General features: G+C 66.4%; 24 protein-coding genes. 10 read left to right on the top strand and 14 right to left on the bottom strand.

Features of this window, described 5'->3' with window-relative positions; all coding sequences use genetic code 11:
* Window positions 1-59 precede the first annotated feature (59 nt).
* The 4 genes from AC07NC_RS15460 to AC07NC_RS15475 all read right to left on the bottom strand — a co-directional run bounded on the left by AC07NC_RS15460 (window position 60) and on the right by AC07NC_RS15475 (window position 3,964).
* A complete protein-coding gene (locus AC07NC_RS15460; RefSeq protein WP_492071576.1) occupies window positions 60-365 on the bottom strand; it encodes a hypothetical protein in 306 nt (101 codons plus the stop codon).
* A gap of 60 nt (window positions 366-425) precedes the next feature.
* Window positions 426-1,856, bottom strand: a complete 1,431-nt coding sequence (tldD, locus tag AC07NC_RS15465; RefSeq protein WP_444585070.1) for a metalloprotease TldD — start codon at window positions 1,854-1,856, stop codon at window positions 426-428.
* Between the two features lie 349 nt (window positions 1,857-2,205).
* Window positions 2,206-2,955: a polyphosphate kinase 2 gene (gene ppk2, locus AC07NC_RS15470; RefSeq protein WP_494570054.1), complete on the bottom strand. Its 750-nt coding sequence runs from the start codon at window positions 2,953-2,955 to the stop codon at window positions 2,206-2,208.
* 175 nt (window positions 2,956-3,130) lie between these two features.
* Complete coding sequence (locus AC07NC_RS15475; protein WP_494570055.1) at window positions 3,131-3,964, bottom strand: hypothetical protein; 834 nt, start codon at window positions 3,962-3,964, stop codon at window positions 3,131-3,133.
* Between the two features lie 236 nt (window positions 3,965-4,200).
* On the opposite strand from AC07NC_RS15475, the gene AC07NC_RS15480 reads away from it, so the two are divergent.
* Both AC07NC_RS15480 and AC07NC_RS15485 read left to right on the top strand, forming a co-directional pair.
* Entirely contained in the window at window positions 4,201-4,962 is a 762-nt protein-coding gene (locus AC07NC_RS15480; RefSeq protein WP_494570056.1) for an extensin-like domain-containing protein, read from the top strand.
* Window positions 4,963-5,159: 197 nt separating this feature from the next.
* Window positions 5,160-5,363, top strand: coding sequence for a cold-shock protein (locus tag AC07NC_RS15485; RefSeq protein ID WP_008264090.1), 204 nt, complete (start codon window positions 5,160-5,162; stop codon window positions 5,361-5,363).
* Between the two features lie 69 nt (window positions 5,364-5,432).
* Here the strand turns inward: AC07NC_RS15485 and AC07NC_RS15490 are convergent, their stop codons facing one another.
* Window positions 5,433-6,344, bottom strand: a complete 912-nt coding sequence (locus AC07NC_RS15490) for a DMT family transporter (RefSeq protein ID WP_444585073.1) — start codon at window positions 6,342-6,344, stop codon at window positions 5,433-5,435.
* Between the two features lie 148 nt (window positions 6,345-6,492).
* Between AC07NC_RS15490 and AC07NC_RS15495 the strand changes: the two genes are divergently transcribed.
* Entirely contained in the window at window positions 6,493-7,269 is a 777-nt protein-coding gene (locus tag AC07NC_RS15495; protein ID WP_494570057.1) for a transglutaminase-like domain-containing protein, read from the top strand.
* A 166-nt stretch (window positions 7,270-7,435) separates the two neighbouring features.
* Here AC07NC_RS15495 and AC07NC_RS15500 read toward each other — a convergent pair whose 3' ends face one another.
* Window positions 7,436-9,166 (bottom strand): M1 family metallopeptidase, encoded by a 1,731-nt coding sequence (locus AC07NC_RS15500; RefSeq protein WP_494570058.1) that lies wholly within the window; start codon window positions 9,164-9,166, stop codon window positions 7,436-7,438.
* 111 nt (window positions 9,167-9,277) lie between these two features.
* Window positions 9,278-9,577: a 50S ribosomal protein L28 gene (rpmB, locus tag AC07NC_RS15505; RefSeq protein WP_035306987.1), complete on the bottom strand. Its 300-nt coding sequence runs from the start codon at window positions 9,575-9,577 to the stop codon at window positions 9,278-9,280.
* A gap of 216 nt (window positions 9,578-9,793) precedes the next feature.
* Between rpmB and AC07NC_RS15510 the strand changes: the two genes are divergently transcribed.
* Window positions 9,794-10,318 carry a DUF3617 domain-containing protein gene (locus AC07NC_RS15510; protein ID WP_231492476.1) on the top strand — a complete coding sequence of 175 codons (525 nt, stop codon included), beginning with the start codon at window positions 9,794-9,796 and terminating at the stop codon, window positions 10,316-10,318.
* Between the two features lie 3 nt (window positions 10,319-10,321).
* Here the strand turns inward: AC07NC_RS15510 and AC07NC_RS15515 are convergent, their stop codons facing one another.
* The 3 genes from AC07NC_RS15515 to fdxA all read right to left on the bottom strand — a co-directional run bounded on the left by AC07NC_RS15515 (window position 10,322) and on the right by fdxA (window position 12,039).
* Complete coding sequence (locus AC07NC_RS15515; RefSeq protein ID WP_040350188.1) at window positions 10,322-10,711, bottom strand: hypothetical protein; 390 nt, start codon at window positions 10,709-10,711, stop codon at window positions 10,322-10,324.
* A gap of 130 nt (window positions 10,712-10,841) precedes the next feature.
* Complete coding sequence (locus AC07NC_RS15520; RefSeq protein ID WP_008260268.1) at window positions 10,842-11,372, bottom strand: CarD family transcriptional regulator; 531 nt, start codon at window positions 11,370-11,372, stop codon at window positions 10,842-10,844.
* Window positions 11,373-11,697: 325 nt separating this feature from the next.
* Window positions 11,698-12,039, bottom strand: a complete 342-nt coding sequence (gene fdxA / locus AC07NC_RS15525; protein WP_017505910.1) for a ferredoxin FdxA — start codon at window positions 12,037-12,039, stop codon at window positions 11,698-11,700.
* A gap of 188 nt (window positions 12,040-12,227) precedes the next feature.
* On the opposite strand from fdxA, the gene AC07NC_RS15530 reads away from it, so the two are divergent.
* A complete protein-coding gene (locus AC07NC_RS15530; protein ID WP_494570059.1) occupies window positions 12,228-12,854 on the top strand; it encodes a YceI family protein in 627 nt (208 codons plus the stop codon).
* 27 nt (window positions 12,855-12,881) lie between these two features.
* Here AC07NC_RS15530 and AC07NC_RS15535 read toward each other — a convergent pair whose 3' ends face one another.
* Window positions 12,882-13,169, bottom strand: a complete 288-nt coding sequence (locus tag AC07NC_RS15535; protein WP_494570060.1) for an RNA-binding S4 domain-containing protein — start codon at window positions 13,167-13,169, stop codon at window positions 12,882-12,884.
* Between the two features lie 210 nt (window positions 13,170-13,379).
* Here AC07NC_RS15535 and AC07NC_RS15540 point away from each other — a divergent pair, with 210 nt between their 5' ends.
* Window positions 13,380-13,682, top strand: coding sequence for a PadR family transcriptional regulator (locus tag AC07NC_RS15540; RefSeq protein WP_154725811.1), 303 nt, complete (start codon window positions 13,380-13,382; stop codon window positions 13,680-13,682).
* The gene (locus tag AC07NC_RS15545; RefSeq protein WP_494570061.1) at window positions 13,679-14,290 is read left to right on the top strand and encodes a hypothetical protein; all 612 of its coding nucleotides are present in this window, start codon (window positions 13,679-13,681) and stop codon (window positions 14,288-14,290) included. The genes AC07NC_RS15540 and AC07NC_RS15545 overlap by 4 nt, the downstream gene beginning before the upstream one ends.
* A gap of 42 nt (window positions 14,291-14,332) precedes the next feature.
* On the opposite strand, the gene AC07NC_RS15550 is transcribed toward AC07NC_RS15545, so the two are convergent.
* From AC07NC_RS15550 to AC07NC_RS15560, 3 genes are read right to left on the bottom strand one after another with little or no spacing between them, the layout of a single operon-like run.
* Window positions 14,333-16,840 carry a helicase-related protein gene (locus AC07NC_RS15550; RefSeq protein WP_494570062.1) on the bottom strand — a complete coding sequence of 836 codons (2,508 nt, stop codon included), beginning with the start codon at window positions 16,838-16,840 and terminating at the stop codon, window positions 14,333-14,335.
* 46 nt (window positions 16,841-16,886) lie between these two features.
* Window positions 16,887-17,498, bottom strand: coding sequence for a response regulator FixJ (fixJ, locus tag AC07NC_RS15555; protein WP_494570063.1), 612 nt, complete (start codon window positions 17,496-17,498; stop codon window positions 16,887-16,889).
* Window positions 17,495-18,829 (bottom strand): two-component system sensor histidine kinase NtrB, encoded by a 1,335-nt coding sequence (locus tag AC07NC_RS15560; RefSeq protein ID WP_494570064.1) that lies wholly within the window; start codon window positions 18,827-18,829, stop codon window positions 17,495-17,497. Before AC07NC_RS15560 ends, fixJ begins: the two co-directional genes overlap by 4 nt.
* Window positions 18,830-19,409: 580 nt before the next feature.
* On the opposite strand from AC07NC_RS15560, the gene AC07NC_RS15565 reads away from it, so the two are divergent.
* From AC07NC_RS15565 to AC07NC_RS15575, 3 genes are all read left to right on the top strand, one after another.
* Complete coding sequence (locus AC07NC_RS15565) at window positions 19,410-21,350, top strand: methyl-accepting chemotaxis protein (protein WP_494570067.1); 1,941 nt, start codon at window positions 19,410-19,412, stop codon at window positions 21,348-21,350.
* Window positions 21,351-21,423: 73 nt separating this feature from the next.
* Window positions 21,424-21,726 carry an STAS domain-containing protein gene (locus tag AC07NC_RS15570; RefSeq protein ID WP_008261250.1) on the top strand — a complete coding sequence of 101 codons (303 nt, stop codon included), beginning with the start codon at window positions 21,424-21,426 and terminating at the stop codon, window positions 21,724-21,726.
* Complete coding sequence (locus AC07NC_RS15575; RefSeq protein WP_008263015.1) at window positions 21,723-22,088, top strand: response regulator; 366 nt, start codon at window positions 21,723-21,725, stop codon at window positions 22,086-22,088. The genes AC07NC_RS15570 and AC07NC_RS15575 overlap by 4 nt, the downstream gene beginning before the upstream one ends.
* Window positions 22,089-22,093: the final 5 nt, after the last annotated feature.

Genomic DNA, 22,093 nt, shown 5'->3' on the forward strand with positions numbered 1-22,093 from the left:
TATACAGGCCTGTAATAGTTACAGGCTCTCCACCCTGCGGGGCGGAGAGCCTGTGGTCTTCAGTTGGCCGGGGCCTGGCGGTCCGGGACGGCGTCGCGGGCGGCGTCGCCGATGTTCTCAGCCGCGCCGCCGACGCTGTCTGCGGCGCCGGCGATGGCGTTCGACTCGACGGCGTCGTTGCGGTTCATGTTGATCAGGAACCAGCCGATCAGCCCGACCAGGGCCAGGCCGATGATCAGGGCGACGACGCCGCCCAGGCCGCCGCCGCGACGGCTCTCGACGACGACGGGGGCTGCGGCGGGATCGTTCTCGGTGATCCGTTCGACCCGGCCGTCAGGGTGTTCGACAGTGCGTTCGGTGGGCATGGTGTTTCCTCTCCAGTGTGGCGAGGAAACACGCGCTCGGCGATTAGGGTTCCGCCCTCCTCAGACCGCCGTGCCGCCGACGGTCAGGCCGCCCATCTTCAGCGAAGGCTGGCCGATGCCGACGGGCACGCCCTGACCGGCCTTGCCGCAGACGCCGACGCCGGGGTCGAAGGCGAAGTCGTCGCCGATCATCTGGATTTTCGTCAGGGCCGTGGCGCCGTCGCCGATCAGGGTGGCGCCGCGGACGGGTGCGGTGATGACCCCGTCCTCGATCAGATAAGCCTCGTTGCACTGGAAGACGAACTTGCCGTTGGTGATGTCCACCTGGCCGCCCGAGAAGTTGGCGGCGTAGAGGCCGCGCTTGGTATTGGCGATCATGTCGGCCTTGGAGTCCTTGCCGCCCTCCATGAAGGTGTTGGTCATGCGCGGCATGGGCATGTGGGCGAAGGACTGGCGCCGGCCGTTGCCGGTGGCGGCCACGCCCAGCTGACGCGCCGACAGCCGGTCGTGCATCAGGCCGACCATGATCCCGTCCTCGATCAGGACGGTGCGCGAGGTGGGGGTGCCCTCGTCATCGACCGACAGGGAGCCGCGACGGCCGGCGATGGAGCCGTCGTCCACCACGGTGACGCCGGGGGCGGCGACGCGCTGGCCCATCATGCCGTTGAAGACCGACGAGCCCTTGCGGTGGAAGTCGCCCTCGAAGCCGTGGCCGATGGCCTCGTGCAGCAGGACGCCGGGCCAGCCGGCCCCCAGGACCACGTCCATCTCGCCCGCCGGGCAGTCGATGGCGTCGAGGTTGACCAGGGCCTGGCGCAGGGCCTCGTCCACCTGGGCCTGCCAGCGTTCGGGCGCGACCCAGGCCTCGAAGCCGGCTCGGCCGCCGGCGCCGGCGCCGGCGCTCTCGCGCTTGCCGTTCTGTTCGACGGTGATGGAGACGTTCAGCCGGACCAGGGGGCGGATGTCGCGCACCACCCGTTCGTCGGCGCGCAGGATCTCGATGGCCCGGCGCTCGCCCACCAGTGAGGCCGAGACCTGGACCACGCGCGGGTCGCGGGCGCGGGCCCAGGCGTCGATCTCGGCCAGCAGGGCGATCTTGTCCGAGAAGGCGGGCGAGGCCAGGGGATCAACGGCGTCATAGAGCTGCTGATTGGTGGCGCGCGGCCCCTCGGCGACCCGGGCGGCGTGGCCTTGCTTGGCCAGGGCCGCGCTGTCGGCGGCGCGGCGCAGGGCGGCGGCGGAAATCTCGTTGGCGTGGGCGTAGCCGGCGGTCTCGCCCGCCACGACCCGCAGGCCGAAGCCCTCGGTGGCGTCATAGGCGGCGGACTTCAGCCGGCCGTCGTCGAACACCAGGCTCTCGCTCTCGGACCGTTCCAGGAACAGCTCGCCGTCGTCGGCGCCGGCCAGGGCCGTCTTCAGGATCGACAGGGCTTCGTCGGTCTCGACGCCGGCGGCGTCGAGGATGGGGGGCGGGGCGGCGTGAACGGTCATGGGCTGTAGGTAGGGGCTGAAGGGCGGTTCGTCACCTGCCGGGGCGGATTCAGACGCCGGGACGAAAAAAGAGAGTCTGAATCGTCTGAATAGTCTGAAATCGGCGACGGCGGCGTTCAGGAAAAAACACAGTCTAAATTGTCTGAATCGTCTGAAATCTCCGGCGACGGCGGCAAGACCAGGAGACTAGCACGCGCGGGAGGGGCGTCAGGTCGAAAGGCCCAGCCGTGCAGCAGGGCGTTGAAATCTATACGGAGGGACCAGCGTCATTATGAGGGCAAAGACCCTTTTCGTCATTCCGGGCCTCCGCGGCGCTGCGCCCGGAATGACGAAAGAGAAGGGGGGCGGCTCAGCGCGCCAGCCTGCCCTTGGCCTTGTCGGCGTCGAGGACGATGTCGGGGTCCGGGGCCGTGATCTCCTCGCCGCAGTGGTCGAGGATCTTCAGAATGTGGCGGATCAGGTTCAGCCGGGCGGTCTTCTTGTCGTCGGTGGCGATGATGGTCCAGGGGGCGAAGGCGCGGTCGGTCTCGTCCAGCATCCGGTCGCGGGCCTCGGAATAGGCGTCGAACCGCGCCTCGGCCTCGGCGTCCAGCGACGACAGCTTGAACCGTTTCAGCGGATCGACGCGGCGTTCCTTCAGCCGTTTCGCCTGTTCCTTGCGCGAGATGTCGAGCCAGAACTTGATCAGGATGATCCCGTCGTCGGTCAGCATCCGCTCGAACCGCGGCGCATCGGTCAGGAACTGGGCGTACTGCTCGGGGGTGCAATAGCCCATCACCGGCTCGACCCCGGCGCGATTGTACCAGGAGCGGTTGAAGATGACGGTCTCGCCCGCCGCCGGCAGATGCGGGACGTAGCGCTGGAAATACCACTGGCTGGTTTCCCGGTCGCTGGGCTTGGGCAGGGCGACGACGCGGGTCTGGCGCGGGGACATGTATTCCGTCAGCCGCTTGATGGCCCCGTCCTTGCCGGCGGTGTCGCGCCCCTCCAGCACGATGACCACCCGCAACCCATGCTCGATGGTCCAGGCCTGGGTCTTCACGACAGCGAGCTGCAACTGTTCGAGTTCGGCGTCGTAGGCGTCTGTTTTCTTTCCCATTCGATCAGAGTGGGACGGGACGGGGGCGAGGGCAAGCGGGGCGCTCAAATCCGACCCTCTTTGGAGCAGCGCCAGCCTGCGATACTTGGCGCACTTCGAGTGTCGCTATGTCAGTGTTGGGTACGAGGCTTCAATCAGTGTCGCCCCGCACCCTATCTATACGCTAACCCATCAATCAAAAACGGTAAAGAAGGCCAATCGACCCCGAAACCATTTTGGGCTCCATCGATAGTCGAGTTTCGCCGCCGCCTGCATCAACGGCCATGTCAATAGATGAGTAAATTATAGCCCTGCTTTGGGCGCGTACCATCAATTGTTCACTGACCTTATAACGGCCTTCAATTCCTATTGTGCCGCCAAATAAAGTTTCGCTATTCGATGAGGATTTAGTTTCCGAGAAATTGTCATACTTGTATTGAAAATGAACGCTGCCAGGAGGGAGTGACGTATAGAGTGTGTCGTAGTTCCAATATTGGGTCGTTTTTACGTCAGCTTGTACAATCGTGGGGCCCGCGAACAGAGATACAAGCGCACGGTCGCCGATCTTTAAACCGGCGCTGGCCTTTAGCGTAAAGCCAGCGTTCAAATTCAGCGTGCCGCTTGGAGTATCGAGTTGTTTCGTGATGGAACCTACGGTTCCAGGGCCGTTCGCTATGATATCACCGGCCTCATATGGACCGACTTGAAATTCGTGTCGTCCCCCGTATCCAATCTCGCCTTCCAGTCCCCACACAAGGCCGCCGCGATCCCATAGGCGGGAATAGCTGACGGCGGCGCCTGCTTTCGGGTCCGAACTCCGTTCAACGTCGATCAAACGATTAGGTGAAGCTACCGCATAGGTGAAGTCCGTGGCGCGGCCGGGGACGACGACGCCGGAAACATTACTGCGGACCATGCCTGCGCCCGAGATGTCCAATCCGATGGATGATCCAGACCAGTCCTGCGCAACGGCTATGGCCGGTGTGGCAGAAAGCACAATCGTAAATACAACTTTATAGAGAATTTTCATCGCGTCCCCCGCTTTTGCAACGCTTTGCATGGACAGGAGCGATTTGAAATAGGGTGTTCGCTGAGTTGCAAAAAATTCACCCAGGGTGCGTATTTTGATGACGCACTCAGTTGCTGGGGGCAATCTGGATCGTGATCAAGATGTCGTTTCAAGGGGGCGCTCCGTCTCGGATGTGAACGCTTCGCCCCCTCGCGGCGTTTGCCAGCGGGGCCATGGGCGGTCCATGCTGGGGCTGCATGAAGCGCGACTTCGCCGATTTCTGGAATCTGCTGTGGGAGGTCGGGCTGCTGGCCTGCGCGGCTTTCGCGCTGCTGAACGCCTATGCGCCGCCGCAGGACCTGCCGTGGAAGCCGCTGGACCTGAGCCAGCCGCTGGGCCGGGCGACGGCGGCCAAGGTGGCCGACTTCGACATCGCCCCGACGGCGGCCCCGGAAGAGGTCCAGGGGGCGACCGAGGCCTGTATGCAGGTGCTGCGTGAGGCGGGGATCGAGGTCGAGCGGGCGGCGGATCGCGACGACGGCGGCTTCTGCGTCGTGCGCGGGGCGGTGCGGATCACCGGCGGGGCGGTGACGCCCCTGGCCCCGGCCGATGTGGTGATGCAGTGCCCGCTGGCCGTCCGCTATGTCATCTGGGACCGTCAGGTGTTGCAGCCGGCGGCGCGCAGCATCCTGGGCTCGGCCCCGGCGCGGGTCGAGAACTACGGAACCTATTCATGCCGGCGCATCTATGGCTCGCAGGACGAACAGGAGCGGCCCAGCGAACATGCGCGGGCCAACGCCCTGGACGTGGCGGCGGTGCGGCTGGAGGACGGGCGGACCGTCAGCGTGCTGAAGGACTGGCGCGGCCAGGGTCCGGCGGGCGAGCCGGGCGGGCGGTTCCTGCACGCGGTGCGCGACGGGGCGTGCCGACTGTTCTCGACCGTGCTGACGCCCGACTACAACGCCGCCCACGAGAACCATCTGCATGTCGACGGGGCTGAGCGGGGCCTGTGCCGTTAAGGTTGAATCGCCCCTGACGCGAATCGCTTTGCTGTTGACCGACCGGAAAAGCCGGGTGACAACAACAGCACAGTCCGGATTTTGCGTGGGGTCCACACCCGCGTCTCGCTCCTTCGCCTGAACGAGCTGTCCAGATGGACTGTCGGGTCACCCTGAGGGGGATCCGCCTGGAAAAGCGCGTTTACGGAGACGCAGACATGGCGACCGGTACGGTCAAGTGGTTCAACCCCACCAAGGGCTATGGATTCATCCAGCCCGACAGCGGCGGCTCTGACGTGTTCGTTCACGTCACCGCCGTTCAGAAGGCCGGCCTTCAGGGCCTCGATGAGAACGCCAAGGTCGAATACGAGCTGGAAAACCAGCGCGGCAAGACTTCGGCGATCGACCTCAAGCTCCTCTGAGTCGAGCGGCCGATTAAGGCATGAGAACAGGCGCGGGGGCCAAGGCTTCCGCGCCTGTTTTTGTTTGGGCTACCGCGCTTCGCGCGGCTTGAGCCCTTCGGTCGGCTTCGTTCGCTGGGATCTCTGCGCCAGCACGATGGCGCCCAGGACCAGGGCGCCGCCCAGGGCCTGTATGGGCGTCAGGGTCTCGCCGAAGATCCACCAGCCGAGCAGGCCGGCGACGACCGGCTGGATCAGGATGGTGACGGCGGTGATTGAGGCCGGCAGCTTGCCCAGGGCCCAGGCGACGCCGCCCTGGCCGAAGACGTGCATGACGCCCATGGTCAGACAGGCGGCCCAGCCGGACAGGCTGGCGGGGATGATGTCCTCGCCCAGGACCAGGGCCACGATCAGCAGCAGGGGCGCGCCCAGCAGGGTGGCCCAGAAGGTGACGCGCATGGCGCCGGCCGTGGCGCGCGCCGCCTTCACCGCCAGGAAATAACCCGAGTACCAGACCGCCACCGACAGCGAGAAGATGTCGCCCAGCGGCGGATTGGTCCCCTGTCCGCCGTCGGCGCCCGCCGCCATGGCGAAGGCCCCGCCCATGGCCAGGGCCAGGGCCAGCAGGAACAGCCGGTGCGGCGTCTCCTTCAGCACGATCCAGCCGAACAGGGTGACGACGACCGGCGTCAGGTTGCACAGGACCGTGGCGTTGGCGACCGAGGTCATGACGATGCCGTAGTGCCAGAAGCTGAGGTCCAGGGCGAAGAACAGGCCGGCCAGCAGCGCCCATTTCGACGGGGCGGCGATCCCGCCCGGCTCGCGCGACGCCAGCAGGGTCAGCAGGGGCAGGGCGAAGACGAACCGCCAGAAGCCCGCCGCCGCCGGACCGGTCTCGGTCAGGCGCACCAGGATGGGCGCCAGGCCCAGGACGCAGGCGGCGATCAACAGGACGATCAGGGCGAAGGCGCGCGGGGAGACGCGGGCGGCGAGAGCGGACATGGCGGGCCTCTTACGCCGCCCCGCGACCTTCCGCCACAGGGTCCCGTAGGAGGAGCGGGCCGATGCGCACGCTGGACGGTCAGGACACGGAACGGCCGCAGTCCCATGGCGTTGGGATACGGTTCCCCTTTCCAGTTGGCAGCCCTTCATGAAACTGCGCGTCCGCGCCGAGCTCGTCTATCGTTTCGATCCGCCGACGGACGCCATCTACAAGATCCAGGTCGCCCACTGGCCCGGCCAGGACATCCTGGAAGAGACCCTGACCTTCGATCCGCCGGTGGAGTTCCATGAGGACGAGGACGTCGATTTCGGGGCCCGGACCCTGCGCTGCCACGTCGAGGGCGAAGTGACCCTGACCTATGAGGCGGTGGTCGAGAACGGGGTGCTGAAGGGCCTGCCGCCCAGCGTGTCCCAGCATGACTGGGGCGAACTGCCGGCCGAGGTCCTGCCCTATCTGCAGCCGAGCCGGTACTGCCCTTCGGACCAGTTCGGCCGGTTCGTCACGCGGGAGTTCGGCGACACCTCGGGCGGGGCGCGGGTGCTGGCGATCCTGAACTGGATCACCGAGAACCTGGACTATGAGCACGGGGTGTCGGACACCGAGACCACGGCGGCGCGCACCTTCATCGACCGGGCCGGGGTGTGCCGCGACTTCACCCACCTGGGCATGACGCTGTGCCGGGCGTCGGGCATTCCGGCGCGGGCGGTCAGCGCCTTTGCACACCAGCTGAATCCGCCCGACTTCCACGCCATCTTCGAGGTCTGGCTGGATAACGGCTGGTGGCTGGTCGATGCGACGCGGCTGGCGCCGGTCGAGGGTCTGGTGCGGATCGCCTGCGGACGCGACGCGGCGGACATCGCCTTCCTGACGACCCAGGAGCGGTGCCAGATGGTGCGGCAGTCGGTGACGGTGGCGCCGGCTTAGGGTTTTTCCCAACACCCATCCGTCATCCTCGGGGCTTGACCCGAGGATCGGGCGTAGTGGCGGGCTGCGCCTAACGCTTCTGTATGAGCTGCAGATCATCCGATCCTCGGGTCAAGCCCGAGGATGACGGAGATTGGGAGCGATGACGGAGATTGCGCGTGAGGAGCTACTGCGTCTTCGCCTTCTGCTCCGCCTTATAGGCCTGCAGCGCGTCGATCACGTCCATCTGGCGCAGCACCTTGTTCTGAGGATCGATCAGGACGTGGGCGCCGGCCGGGGCCGCGATCTGCCCGCGACCGTCGGTCATGGCGATCGTCTGGACACGGCCGTCGATCTCGACGTCCAACGGCATGGGGAAGGTTTCGCCGTTCCCGCTGGCCCATTCCAGCCGCAGCACGTCGCCGTCTTGCGTCCGGGTCAACACCGGCAGGGCGGCGTTGTAGAGATAGCCGCGGAAGAACCAGCCGTAATCCTGGCCCGTCACCTGGTTGACGATCCGGAGGAAATCCAGCGTCGAGCGGTACAGGGGCGTGAAGGCGCCGGGCCGGGGATCATCGGTTCCATAGACCAGGCGGGTCAGGGCCTGGTGGAAGGCGACGTCCCCGATCAGCATCCGCAGCGAGTGGCTGATCAGCGAGCCCTTGGAATAGATGTCGTTCCCCGGGCCGACGTCGCCCTTGTAGACCTCGTCCTCGGTCTTGGGCGTGCCCGAGACGACCGGGAACTTGTTGATCAATCCCTCGCGCTGGTTGGCCAGTTCGCGCTGCATATAGCGGTCGCCCAGCAGCCAGCGGGCGTAGAGGGGCTGCATATAGCTGCCCAGTCCCTCGTGCAGCCACATGTCGTCGGCGTTCTGATTGGTCAGTTGGTTGCCGAACCATTCATGGGCGAACTCGTGCTGAAGCAGCCAGTCATAGCCGCGCCCGTCGATCTTGTAGCCGTTGCCATAGGCGTTGATGGTCTGGTGCTCCATGCCCAGGTGCGGGGTCTCGACCACGCCCATCTTCTCGTCGCCGAAGGGGAAGGGGCCGACATTGGCCTCGAAGAAGTCCAGCATCTTTGGAAACTGGGCGAACAGGGCCTGGACCTTGTCGGGCGCGTCCGACTTCAGATGCCAGTAGTTCATCGGGATCGTATTGCCGAACCGGCTTTCGTACTGGCCGCTGACCTCCTCGTAGGGGCCGACATTCAGGGCGATGGCGTAGGTGTTGGGGCTCTTCGCCGACCAGTTCCAGGTGGTCCAGCCGTCGCCGTGGTCGACCTTGCCCAGGAACCGTCCGTTGGACGGCGCCGACAGGGTCGAGGGGATGGTGATGTGCAGGTCGACCCGGCCCGGCTCGCCGTGCGGGCTGTCGATACAGGGCCAGAAGATGTCGCAGCCCTCGCCCTGGACGGCGGTGGCGATCCAGGGCTCGCCCGATGGGGCCGTGGACCAGACGAAGCCGCCGTCCCAGGGGGCGCGGGGCGCGACGCGGGGCCGGCCGGCGTAGGCGACGCGCAGGGCGACGCTCTGACCGGCGGCCAGGGGGCGGGGCAACTGGACCGTCAGACGGCCTTCGGGATTGGACCAGCGGTCGGCGGCGACCTCGACCCCGTCGATCTGGACGGAGGAGATGGCCAGCAGGGTGTCCAGTTCGACCTCCAGCCGGTGCAGCGGGGCCGTGGCAGTGAAGTCCAGAACCGCGACGGCGTCGATGGCCCGGTCCTCGGGCAGGACCCGGATCGACAGGTCGGCCTTGTCGAACCGCATCGCCTGCTGTTCAGGCGTCAGGGGCTGGTCGGTGGCGAGGGTGAAGGCGGTCGACTCGCGCGGCGTCGCGGGCGGCGGCGGGGTCGTGGCGCAGGCGGCCAGAGCGAGGCCGGCGGCCGTGCAGGCCAGGGTGCGCGCGATCGTCATGGAATCCCCTCCGAATACGGCCGAAGCCTAGCCGTCGGCCGGGGCGGGGGGCAAAGAAAAAGGCCGGCGTCGCCGCCGGCCTTTTCCAGAAACAGATGCAGCGGTCGCCGATCAGGCGGCGGCGGCTTGCTCGGCCAGCTTGGCGCGGACCTGACGCTTGATGCGCTGGGCGGCGATCGACAGCTGCTCGTCGCGGGCCTTGACGATGAAGGCGTCCAGGCCGCCCTTGTAGTCGAGGGTGCGCAGCGCGGCGTTCGAGATACGCAGCGAGAAGGTCTGACCCAGGGAATCCGAGGTGACCTTGACCGTCTTGAGCGACGGCAGGAAGCGGCGCTTGGTCTTGATGTTCGAGTGGCTCACGCTATGGCCGACCATCGGGCCGATACCGGTGAGTTCGCAACGACGCGACATCGTCAGATCCTTAAGGTGCGGCGTCCAGCCCGAAACAAGGGAGAAGACGCATGAAACAAGTACGCGCGGGAAGCAGCCCGCGCGAGAGGAGGCCGTATAAGGGAAGAGGAGGTTCGGCGTCAAGCCGAGTCTTGGGCTTTCGAGGCCCGTCGCGCGTCGGCCGGGACTCGACTTCGTTCAGGCGTCATTCAAATGACGCGCGCTATGGGTCATATCATGAAGATCCACGCTGAACAGAAGGCCGCCATGTCTCGCCCGTCCCTGATTGATCGCCTGTCCAAACGCGCCCTGTCCCCGAAGGTCTGGGCCGTGCTGGCTCCGGTCATGGCCGGCGGCGTCCTGCTGGCCGCCCCCGCCCTGGCCCCGGCCCAGACGGCCGCCCAGAGCGAAGTCCTGCCCGGCTACTGGGAATATACGACCAGCGCGCTCGGCCAACGCGACACCGAACAGAAATGCGTGCGGCCCAGCGAGATCAACCGCTTCTTCGGCGGTCTGTCGACCAACCGCTGGCGCTGCACTTATCCGACCCGCGTGGTCGGGGACGGCCGGGCGCGGTTCGAGGGGACGTGTCAGGACAAGAAGGGCCGCCGGGTCAATGTGCGGCTGACCGGCGCCTATGAGGACACCAGCTTCAGCTTCCGCGGCGGGGCCCAGCTGCTGCGCGGCACCCCCTATATTCCCGCCACCATCACGGCGCGCCGCATCAGCGCCCAGTGCCCGGCCGATGCGGAGTATTTCTGAGCCTCAGACGGGTTCGGAGCGGGCGACCACATAGGTGTGCATCTGGTCGTCCGTCGAGAGACTGACGTATTCGCCGGTCTCCAGGCGTTCGTCGGCCAGACGGAAACCGTGGACGTCGTCCGCGTCGCCGGGTTCGAAATCCAGGAACCAGCGGTCGGGGGCGGCGTGACGCAGCCGACCGAAGGCCAGGGTGGCGCCGTGCGAAAAGCGGCGGACCCGGCATTTTTCCGGCGCTTCTCGCCAGACGGCGGCGTCCAGGCGGCGCTCGGCCGTCAGCGGCGCGAGAATATCATAGCCCGCCTCGGGATCGCCCGCCGGGGCCTGCGGCTCGCGCGCCAGTTCCAGACGGATGTGATGAAAGCCCAGCGGGGCGGCGGGGTCGGCGTCGGTCATGGTCGGCTCCTGATCAAGGGCCATGTGGACGTCGAAGCCGCAGGCGCGCCTTGATGTCGGTCAAACCAAAAAGGCCCCGGATCGTTCCGGGGCCTTTCCGTTGGTTCGAGGCGGAAGCCCCAACCTGTATTCAGGCGGCTTCGGCGGTCGGGATCGGCTTCTTGGCGCTGAGCGACTTGGCCAGCAGTTCGACGGCGGCGTCCTTGTCGATCTTGTTGGCGGCGGCGACTTCGCGCGCCATCCGGTCCAGGGCCGATTCATAGAGCTGGCGCTCCGAATAGGACTGTTCCGGCTGGGTGTCGGCGCGGTGCAGGTCGCGGACCACTTCGGCGATGGAGATCAGGTCGCCCGAGTTGATCTTGGCCTCGTATTCCTGGGCGCGACGCGACCACATGGTGCGCTTGATGCGGGCGCGGCCCTTCAGGGTGGTCAGGGCCTTGGTCACGACGTCGTCGGCGGCCAGCGAACGCAGGCCGGCCGTCGCAGCCTTCTTGGTCGGGACGCGCAGGGTCATCTTCTCGTGGTCGAAGGTCACGACATAGACTTCCAGCGACATGCCCGCGACTTCCTGAGTCTCGACCGCCGCGACTTTGCCGACGCCGTGCGCCGGATAGACGACCGCGTCGCCAACCTTGAACTCCAGACCAGTCTTGCTCGTCATATTCGTCCTTTCCCGGTCAGGGCCGGGCGACGCGAAGGCGCAGGAAACGCAAACAGGATCTCGGCCGCCGGATCTCTCCGTCGGTCGGGATGATGCTGGGCGTCAAATGCGGAAACGGATCACCAAACCTCTGGCCGATCCCGTCTGTGGGCGGGATTCTGTCGCAAACACGGGCGGCGCGAAGATTTCGCGGACCGCCCGATCCAATGAAACAGAACCTATCACAAATTTGCGGAATTTCAAAACGTCCACAGGGCGGACGTGGATTTGCGACAGTTCAACCTTGGCCGTTCGGCGGGGCGAGGCGCCGAAAGTCGTCGAGAAATCAGGAGCCCTTGCCGGGCTTGGGGCTGAAGTATTTCTCGTACTTGCCCGTCTCGCGCTCATATTGTTCGCGGTCGGCGGGGGGCGTCCCCTTGACGGTGATATTGGGCCAGACCTTGGCGTATTCGGCGTTGACCTGCAGCCACTTGCCGTCCGGCTCGTCCTCGGTGTCGGGCACGATGGCGTCGACGGGGCATTCGGGCTCGCACACGCCGCAGTCGATGCACTCGTCCGGGGCGATGACCAGGAAGTTTTCGCCCTCGTAGAAGCAGTCCACCGGACAGACCTCGACGCAGTCCATGAACTTACATTTCACGCAGGCGTCGGTGACGATGTAGGTCATGGGGCGGCGAACGGGGGCGAAACTGTGGGTGGGAGGCCTGCGACATGGCGGCCACGCAACCAACTGTCAACAGCGCGGCTTAAGGTGGGAGACGTTCGCAGGCGGTCTGACACGACTTGACAACAGTCAGGCTTAATCGCAACTGTGTTGATTGCATATAACGATCCTCTTCAACCGGAACATTCCCCATGCGCACCCCCTTCATGAAATACGCCCTCGCCGGCGCCCTGGCCGTCAGCCTCGCCGCCGGCGGCGCGGTGGTGGCCCAGGCCGCCCTGACCAAGACCCCGTCGGAAGTGACCGCCGGCGCCTATGACCTCGATTCCGGCCACGGCAAGATCACCTGGTCGGTGAACCACCTCGGCTTCTCGACCTACACGGGCCAGTTCGTGAACGTGAAGGCCGAGCTGAAGCTGGACGTCGCCAATCCCTCGGCCTCCACCCTGACCGCCACCATCCCGCTGACCGACGTCGCCCCGAACGACGACAAGCTGAAGGCCCACCTGCAAACCGCCGACTTCTTCGACACCGCCAATCATCCGACCGCGACCTTCGTCTCGCGTTCCGTGACGGTCGACGCCAATGACGCCAACGAGGCGACCGTGGTCGGCGATCTGACCCTGCGCGGCGTGACCAAGCCCGTGACCATCGAGGTCGAGTTCAACCAGGCCGGAACCGCCATGGGCGCCTACAAGGCCGGCTTCGACGGGGAAGCTGTCATCAAGCGCTCGGACTTCGGCATCAACTACGCCCTGCCGGCCGTGTCCGACGAGGTGAAGCTGCACATCGAGGGCGAGTTCGTCCTGAAGCAGTAAGCGATTTTCGCGCCGGGCCCCTGGCCCTCAGGGCGCGATAATCAGGGAATAGAGGGCGCGGGCTTCTTCAGGCGGCCCGCGCCTTTCGCCCATCGCCTCCACACGCAGGGTCGTGACCCGGCCGTTCTGGACGAAGGTCAGCAGATCGCCGGGGCGGACGCAGCGACTGGGCTTGTCCAGCCGGGTCTCCCGCCCCTGATGCGTCAAACGCACCGCGCCGCGTTCGACGAGGGCGGCGGCCAGGCTTCGCGTCTTCAAGAAACGCGCCCGCCACAGCCAGATGTCGATGCGGCAGGACGAATCCGTCTCGCTCATTCCAAGGTTGTTCCTCGCATTGTTCCGCTCATTTCGATCGCGGACCTGAAACTTCCAAATCGGCAAAGGCGACCACGCGCCAGAACTTTTAATCGCAGCCGAAACGAATTCGGCTGCGTGAGCGGCGCCTGCAAGTCTGCGCTCTGAGCCTGAAGCCTTCAGCATGCAAAAAGTCTTGCCATCAAGCTCTATATATGTAGACTTATTGGCATGACCCGATCTCGTCGCCCTTCCGCTCAGACCATAGCCGTGCTCGAGGTATTGGCGCGTCAAGCCGACGCCTGGTTCTATGGGCTTGAGGTCGCGGATGCGACCGGACTGAAATCCGGCAGTCTTTACCCCATCCTTATTCGATTGGCCGAGCGCAACTGGTTGGAGAGCCAGTGGCTAGAGCCAGAAAAGCCGGGGCGGCCCGCGCGTCACGCCTATCGGATCACTGCAGCCGGCCGGGCCGCCTTGCGGGCGGCCATGGCGCCTTCGCCGTCGTCGATCCTGGGGAGATCACTGTCATGAACCTGATGCTGTTCTTATCGCGCGGCATGATGCAGCTTGCCGGGAAGCTCGCCCCGCCTTCCCGGAATGGCTGGAAGGCGGCGATGCAGGGCGAGTTCGCGGCGATCCAGGAGGAGGGGCGGGCCCTGTCATGGTCGGCCGGATGTCTAGGGGCGGCGCTGGGATGGCGGATCGCGCGGGAAACACCGTTCATGGCGGCGGTGATCCTCGCATCGGCTGTCGCCTATCTCGCCTACATGGCGCTGTTCTGGATGACAGATTATGCGGTCGGCGACTCGCTGAGTCTGATGATGTGGCGGCAACAGGTCTGTATCGCTGCAGTCTGTTTGATCTGTAGCCTGGCCTGGCCCCGACGGGCGGCGTTCATCGCCTTGGCCATTCCGCTGAGCTTTGGCGGCGGGGCGTTCCTGCAGTTTGTGTGGAACGACGTTCTGACGCCCAGGGACGCCTATCCCGGCTATCATGCTTGGTCCGCTTGGTATTCGGCGTTTTCCGCCGTCATCGGGGAGGTTTGGCCCGGTGCGGCGGGCGCTTTGGCCGGCGTCTTTATTGTAAGGGCTTGGCGACGAGCGGCGATGTCGCGCCGGTCGGGCGCGGGTTTGCCCTAAGGCCGCCATCACGGTTTCGAACCGCGCCACGAAGTCCGTACCTCAGACCGCCGCCGCCTTCTTGCGCGGGCGACGGCGTTTGGCGCGCGTCGGGGGCGTCGGGGGCGCTGTCAGGACGGCCAGGGCGGCGAAGGGCGAATCCTTGGGCGGCCTGGGCGCGACGCCGGGCTTGTCGGGCTGGCGGGCGCGTTCGGTCCTCAGGGCGGCGATGACCTGTTTGGCCTGATCGGCGGTCCAGCCCAGGTCGATCAGGGCGGCGTCGGACAGGCGGCCGCGGTCCGCGGTATTGGCGGCGCGCAGATCGGCCATCTTCTCCAGGGTCTCGACGGGCGCCAGCCAGCGGCCAGCCGCGCGCAGGCCGTGGGCCGAGAGCAGGCGGGGCGAGGGCGGTTCGGGCGGCGCGGGGATCAGATCGGGCGTCGCGGGGATCAGGGGGGCGTCCAGGAAGGCCTGGGCGAAATGGCGGGCGCGGGGCTTCTGCAGGCCCGGCAGCCAGACGGAATGGGCGCCGACGCGGATGGCGAAGCTTTTCAGCGTGCGCCGCTCGACCTGGCTGAGGGCGGCCAGGTCGCGTTCGACGTCGCGACGGTCGATCAGGCCCCCGGCCTCGATCAGGCGGAAGGCGATCCCGCGGGGCAGACCCTTCAGGGCCCCTGACTCCACCGCCTGACGCAGGCGGCGCAGGTCGCGCAGGGCGCGGCCGGCCTCGAACGCCAGCCAGGCCTCGATCCGACGCTTGGCGCGCTCGCGGGCGGGCGTCGGACCCAGTTCGCCCAGCAGCCGGACGGAGGGCGAGAAGGGATCGGCGCCGGTCGGCGTGGACTGGATCTGGGCGGTCAGGACGCCGCGCCACAGGACGGCCCCGTCCGGCGTGACGGCGAAGGCCTCGTCGGTCTCGGCGGCCAGACGGCCCAGGCGGCGGTTGATCTCGGGCGTGACGGCGCGGACCGCGGCCTGGCGCAGGGTGCGGTCCTCCAGGGCGGAGGCGCCCTTCTCCATCTGAAAACGGACGCCGTCCAACTGGCCCACCACCTGGCCCTCGACCGTCACCTCGCCGTCGTCGGCGACGCCCGCGAACGTATCCTCGCGGACGTTCAGGGCCCGCATCAGGGCGGTTGTGCGGCGATCGACGAACCGGGCGGTCAGCCGCTCGTGCAGGACGTCGGACAGCCGGTCCTCCAGCGCCCGCGTCTTGTCGCGCCAGCCTTGCGCGTCGTGAACCCAGTCGGGGCGGTTGGCGATGTAGGACAGGGTGCGGACGGCCGAAAGCCGGGCCGACAGCTGGTCGATCTGGCCGTCGTCGCGATCCACGAAGGCGAAGCGCGGCGCCATCCAGTCGTCGGTCAGCCGGCCCCGCTTGCCGGTCAGGGCGTGGAAGACGTCCCTGGCCAGGCGGGCGTGCTCGTCCAGCGTCGTCTTCTGGAAGTCGGGCAGCTGGCAGGCTTCCCACAGCCGCATGACGGCGCCGCGCGAACGGCCGATGCGGGCCACTTCCTCGTCCTTGATCAGGCGGCGCAGCAGGGTCTCGTCCAGGGCTTCGGCCGTCAGGCTGAGGCCGCTGCGCTGGGGTGTGACCGTCAGGGAGCGCAGCAGGTCGGGCAGGGTGTCGAAGTCCAGTCTGGCGTTACGCCATTCCGCCGCCTCGACCGGATCGAACCGGTGCTCGACCACCTGTTCCACCAGATCGGCGTCCAGATCCTCGGCCTCGGCCGTGACGCCGAACGTCCCGTCGCGCAGATGGCGGCCGGCGCGGCCGGCGATCTGGCCGATCTCGTGGGCGTGCAGCCAGCGGGTCCTCCGCCCGTCGAACTTTCGCAAGCCAGCGAAGGCGACATGGTCCACGTCCATGTTCAGCCCCATGCCGATGGCGTCGGTGGCGACCAGGAAGTCCACCTCGCCCGACTGGTAAAGGGCGACCTGGGCGTTGCGGGTGCGGGGCGAGAGGCTGCCCATGACCACGGCGGCGCCGCCACGCTGGCGGCGGATCAGTTCGGCGATGGCGTAGACCCGCTCGGTCGAGAAGGCGACGATGGCGCTGCGGCGGGGCAGGCGGGTCAGCTTCTTGGACCCGGCGTAGGACAGGGTCGACAGCCGGTCTCGGGTCACGATCTCGACGTCCGGGACCAGACGGCGGATCAGGGGCTCCATGGTCCCGGCGCCCAGGAACATGGTCTCGAACCGGCCGCGCGCGTGCAGTAGCCGCTGGGTGAAGACGTGGCCGCGCTCGGGGTCGGCGACCAACTGGATCTCGTCGATGGCCAGGAATTCGACCGACCGCTCCAGCGGCATGGCCTCGACGGTGCAGACGAAATAGTGCGGGCGCGGCGGGACGATCTTTTCCTCGCCCGTGATCAGGGCGACGGCGGCGGCGCCGCGCTGCCTGACGATCCGCTCGTAGATTTCGCGGGCCAGCAGCCGCAGCGGCAGGCCGATCATGCCCGAGGCGTGACCCAGCATCCGCTCGACCGCCAGATGGGTCTTGCCGGTGTTGGTGGGCCCCAGCACCGCCGTGACGCGGGAGGGGGCGAGGCCTGCGGACCGGTCGCTCATGACCGCCATAAGGTGGCGATGATCGCCGTGCGGCTCAAGGGCCTTTTCAGACTTCGGCGCAGCGCAGCCGCATCCGCACCAGCATGGACAGGCTGGTGACCTGCATCTTCTGCATCACCTTGGCGCGGAAGATCTCGACCGTTCGGGGGCTGATGCTGAGGCTGATGGCGATTTCCTTGTTCGACTTGCCGTCGATCAGGGCCTCGAACACCTGACGTTCGCGCGGCGTCAGACTGGCCAGGCGGGACGTCGCCTCCTCGCGCGCCTCGCTCTCGACCTCCTGGCGCTCCAGGGCCGACAAACAGCCGCGCACGGCCTCGAGAATACGGTTCGGGTCGAAGGGTTTTTCGATGAAGTCGACGACGCCCGCCTTCATCAGCTGAACCGCCAGAGGCACCTCGGCGTGACCGGTGATGACGATCACGGGCCAGGTCTCGCCGCGCAATCGAGACAGATGACGGATCAACTCGGCGCCTTCCATCTGCGGCATGCGCAGATCGGTGATGACGCAGGCCGTCCTTTCTTCGGGCAGGGCGTCCAGGAAGGCGGTGGCGCTGGGGAAGCCGCGGGCGCGAATGCCCTCGCCCCGCAGGAGCATCAACAGCGAATCCCGCAAGGCCTGATCGTCGTCGATCACGAAGACGGAGTGTTGAGTCATGCGGCTTCGAGCTCCAAGACGGGAGAAAGACAGAAGGAGAAGGCCGCGCCGCCCAGCGGACTGCGGCCGACGGTCAGGACGGAGTCATGGCTCTCGATGATCGAGCGGGTGACGGACAGGCCCAGGCCCATTCCGCTCGCCTTGGTCGTGGTCATCGGCTGGAAGATCCGGTCCATCTGGTCCTCCGGAATTCCAGGACCGTCATCTTCTACGACGATCTCGTAACCTTGGTTTCCAAGACTGCGGCCGGTGATGCGCACCAGGCCGAGTTCGCGCCCGGCGACGGCGTCGACGGCGTTGCGGACCAGATTGTTGATCGCTTGCTGGAACTGGATGCGATCCGCCAGCACATGATCGCCGACGTCGCGCACATCGACGCGGATCAACACCCCTGTGTCCATGCGGATCAGGTCGAAGAGGGGGCGCAGGTCTTCGATCATCGAGGAGACGCGCTGGTCCGTCAGTTCGCGGGCGCCGGTCGAGACGAATTCGCGCATGCGGCGAATGATGTCGCCGGCCCGAATGAGCTGGGTTTTGGCCAGATCCAGGGCGCGGCCGGCGCTGTCGCCCAGCGGCCCCGCCCGGGCGATGTCGGTCTGGCCTGCATGCAGATAGACCGTGGCGGCCGTCAGGGGCTGGTTCAGTTCGTGCGCCAGGGTCGCCGCCATTTCGCCCATGGAGTTCAGCCGCCAGCTCTTGCTGAGCTGGTTCATCAGGTCGCGCATGCGCTCATTGGCGGCCGTGGTTTGCCGCTGGTCGCCGAGGGACAGCACCATCCGCTCGGGATCCACGCTCGAGGAAAGAAGGCTGGCGTGGATCGTCATGGGGACGATCTCTCCGTCCGGACGCCGCGCCAACCAGGATCCGGTCGCCGGAAGGGACAGCGGGGCGCCCTCGATCACGGCGGCGAGCGCGGTCGTGTCAAAATCGGTGGCGAAGGTGCTGAAGGGGCGGGAGAGGGCCTCTTCAGGCGTGACGCCGAGCAGATCGGCGGCGGCCGGGGTGATTCGCAGAATGCGGCCCTCGCCGTTCAAGGTCACGACCGGAACGGAGGCCAGTATGCTGTCCAACAGGGCGCTGCGGCTGGCCAGACGGTGACAGACCTCCGCCATCACAAGGGCCACGGCGACGAACAGGGCGGCGTGGACGACGGCGTTCGCAATCCCCTGTCGAGGCAGGATCAGCATGTCGGTGATGACGGACAGGACGATCGCCGTGAAGGTCGCCGGGCGCTGGGCCACCAGGGCGGTCGCCATCACCGCCGCCAGCATGGGCAGATAGTGGACGTGGCCGACAGTCTGGATAGTCAGGCGGAAAGCCGATCCAACCAATACGCACCCGGCGGCAAGCAAAAAGCCGCCCCAATACGTCCGGGCAAATCGAACCATAAGCCGGGGCAGAGCAGGTCTAGTAGAAGCCGCCGGTCGTGCTTGCATCATGCGATATTTCGCATCTGCGAAACCATTGTCGTCACGTCCCTGCCGCTTTTTTGACCCAATCTCTATATCATTCCTGAAGTTAGGGAAAAGCACGCATAATTAATTTTTGCGATCAGGTTCGCCTGATGGGCGAAAATTCCCGTCGGCGCGGAGTGGGCCGCCACGCTTACGCATTCCTACCTAGGGTGCGGTTCAGAAATCATATTAATCATCATCTCATGGTTCCCGGGCAGAATGCAGATGCTCCGAGGTCGTTGATGTTCCCCGAAATCCTTCTCCAAAGCCCGTCGACGTCCAGGCGTTCGACCGATCCGCGCCAAGCGCAGGTCGGCGGATGTCCGGCGGTCGCGGCGGCTGCAGGCGGATCGGGATGCGACCTTGGGAGACTCCACTCGGACGGGTTCGCCGTCTCTGCGGATTCGATCTGATTTTTGCGATACCGAGGAGAGTACGCGTGAAGTTTACTGAAAACATGCCGGTTGGGCGCAAGCTGTTCAGCGCGTTTGCGCTGGTGCTGGTCGCCATCGCCGTCATGGGCGCCGTGGTCGTGACGAATCTTTTGGCCCTCCAGAGCGCGGGCGAGGCCCGCAGCACTGAAAACGCCATGACGCAGGCCACGGGCCAGGCGGAATTCTACCTCGCCAGGCAGGAGAACGCCTATCGGGGCTACCTGCTGTCGCAAGATCCCTACTACATTGAGCGACTTGACGCCCACCGCGCCAAATTCATCGCCGCCCTGGAAGAAGAGCGCGCTGGACTGTCTGCGGATCGCACGGCTCCGATAGACCGAGCGATCAAGGCCAACGCCGAATGGTACAAGAACGTCGTTCAGGTCGGACAGGTCCTGGTTCGCGAAGGCCGCCTGGAGGAAGCCGAGAACATGGTCGGGCGCGAAGGCGTCGCGGACACCTATATCGCGCCCGCGGAAGAGGCGGTCGATGAACTGAAGGCCGCAAACGACGCGGCGCTGGTGGTCACGCGCGACGCGCAGGAGAGGGCGACCAAACACGCCATGCTGGCGGTGATGATCGGTCTGGTCTCCGTTCTGCTGCTGTCCCTGGCCGTCGGTTTCGGCGTGACACGCGCCATCGTGCGGCCGACCCTGAGCATGATCGGCTATATGCAGAAGTTGATGGCGGGCGACACCTCGATCCAGATCGTCGGCGCCGACCGCAAGGACGAGTTCGGCAAGATGGGCCAGGCGATCGTCGCCTTCCGCGACGCCGCCGTCGAAAAGATACGCATCGAGGCCGAGGCCGCCTCGACCCGCTCGATGAGCGAGACCGAGCGTCTGGCCAATGAAGCCGAGAAGGCGCGCATCGCCGAAGAGGATCGTGTCGCCATGACGGCCCTGGCCGACGGCCTGGCCGCCATGTCGAACGGTGATCTGACCCACCGGTTCACCGCCGAGGTCGCCCCGCGCGCCGAACAGCTGAAGACCGACTTCAACACCGCCATCGCCCAGTTGCAGCAGGCCATGGGCGTGATCTTGGGCAATGTGGCGGGCATCCGCTCGGGCGCCGGCGAGATTTCGCAGGCCGCCGACGACCTGTCGCGCCGCACCGAACAGCAGGCCGCCAGCCTGGAGGAAACGGCCGCCGCCCTGGACGAGATCACCGCCACGGTGAACAAGACCGCCTCGGGCGCGCGCCAGGCCTCGGACGTGGTTCAGGCGGCCAAGGGCGACGCGGAAACCTCCGGCGTCATCGTCCGCGACGCGGTCTCGGCCATGCAGGCGATCGAGGGTTCGTCATCCCAGATCAACCAGATCATCGGCGTCATCGACGAGATCGCCTTCCAGACCAATCTGCTGGCCCTGAACGCCGGCGTGGAAGCGGCGCGGGCGGGCGAGGCCGGTCGCGGCTTTGCGGTGGTGGCGTCCGAAGTCCGGGCCCTGGCCCAGCGGTCGGCCGAGGCGGCGAAAGAAATCAAGACCCTGATCTCGACCTCGACCCACCAGGTCGGCTCGGGCGTCAAACTGGTCGGTCAGACCGGCGAGGCCCTGCAGCGGATCGTGGACCGGGTCGCCGAGATCGACGGCCTGGTGTCGGACATCGCGGCCTCGGCCCAGGAACAGGCCGTCGGCCTGGCCGAGGTCAATACGGCCGTGAACCAGATGGACCAGGTCACCCAGCAAAATGCTGCGATGGTCGAGCAGTCGACCGCCGCCAGCCATTCGCTGTCGCAGGAGGCCGAGGCGCTGCAGGCGTCCGTGGCCCAGTTCAAGGTCGGCCAGGGTTCAGAGGGTCAAGCCGGCGGCCTCCGCCGCAGCCCGGCGCCCGCTCGCCTCGCCCCCGCGCATCAGGCTGCGCCCAAGCCCGTCAATCGCATGATCCAGGCCCTGAAGACCGTCGGCCGCGGCGGCGCCGCGCCCAAGGTCGAGGCCGATCCGGAAGGTTGGGAGGAGTTCTGATGATTCCGTCTTCAAAGGCTATTTACCAAAGCTGTGCCATGCATGGTCTTGGGGCAGACGAAGGGAACTTCTCATGACGGACGCCATCGTGCTGGCGACGGTGCTGGATATGAATGCGGCCGAGCCTTTGAAGGCGGAGCTGCTGGCGCGACGGGGTCAGCCGGTCACGCTGGACGCCTCGAACGTCGAGCGTCTGGGCGGTCTCTGCCTGCAGGTGTTGTTGTCGGCCCGCAAGACCTGGGCCGCCGACGGCGTCGATCTGACGATCACGCCTCAATCCCAAGGTTTTTCCGAACAGTGGACCGCCTTCGGCGCGTCCGAAACCAATGTCCCCGACCCCCTTGCCCAAGATCCCCTTGAAGGAGCTCTCGCGTGAAAAAGACAGTCCTGACCGTCGATGATTCCCGCACCATGCGCGACATGCTGCTGATGGCCCTGGAGGACGCGGGTTACACCGTGATCCAGGCCGTCGACGGCATTGATGGTCTGGAGACCCTGGCCGCGCAAGGCGCGGACGTGGTCATCACCGACATCAACATGCCCCGCATGGACGGCTTCGGCTTCATCGAAGGCATGCGCGCCGATCCGAACCACCGGACCACCCCATGCCTGGTGCTGACGACCGAGAGCGACGCCGAGAAGAAGGCCCGCGCCCGCGCCGCCGGCGCCACCGGCTGGATCGTCAAGCCGTTCGATCCCGTCAAGCTGGTCGACGCCGTCCGCCGCGTCGCGGCCTAACCCTC

This window comes from Brevundimonas sp. GW821-FHT10A07, from assembly GCF_059415785.1.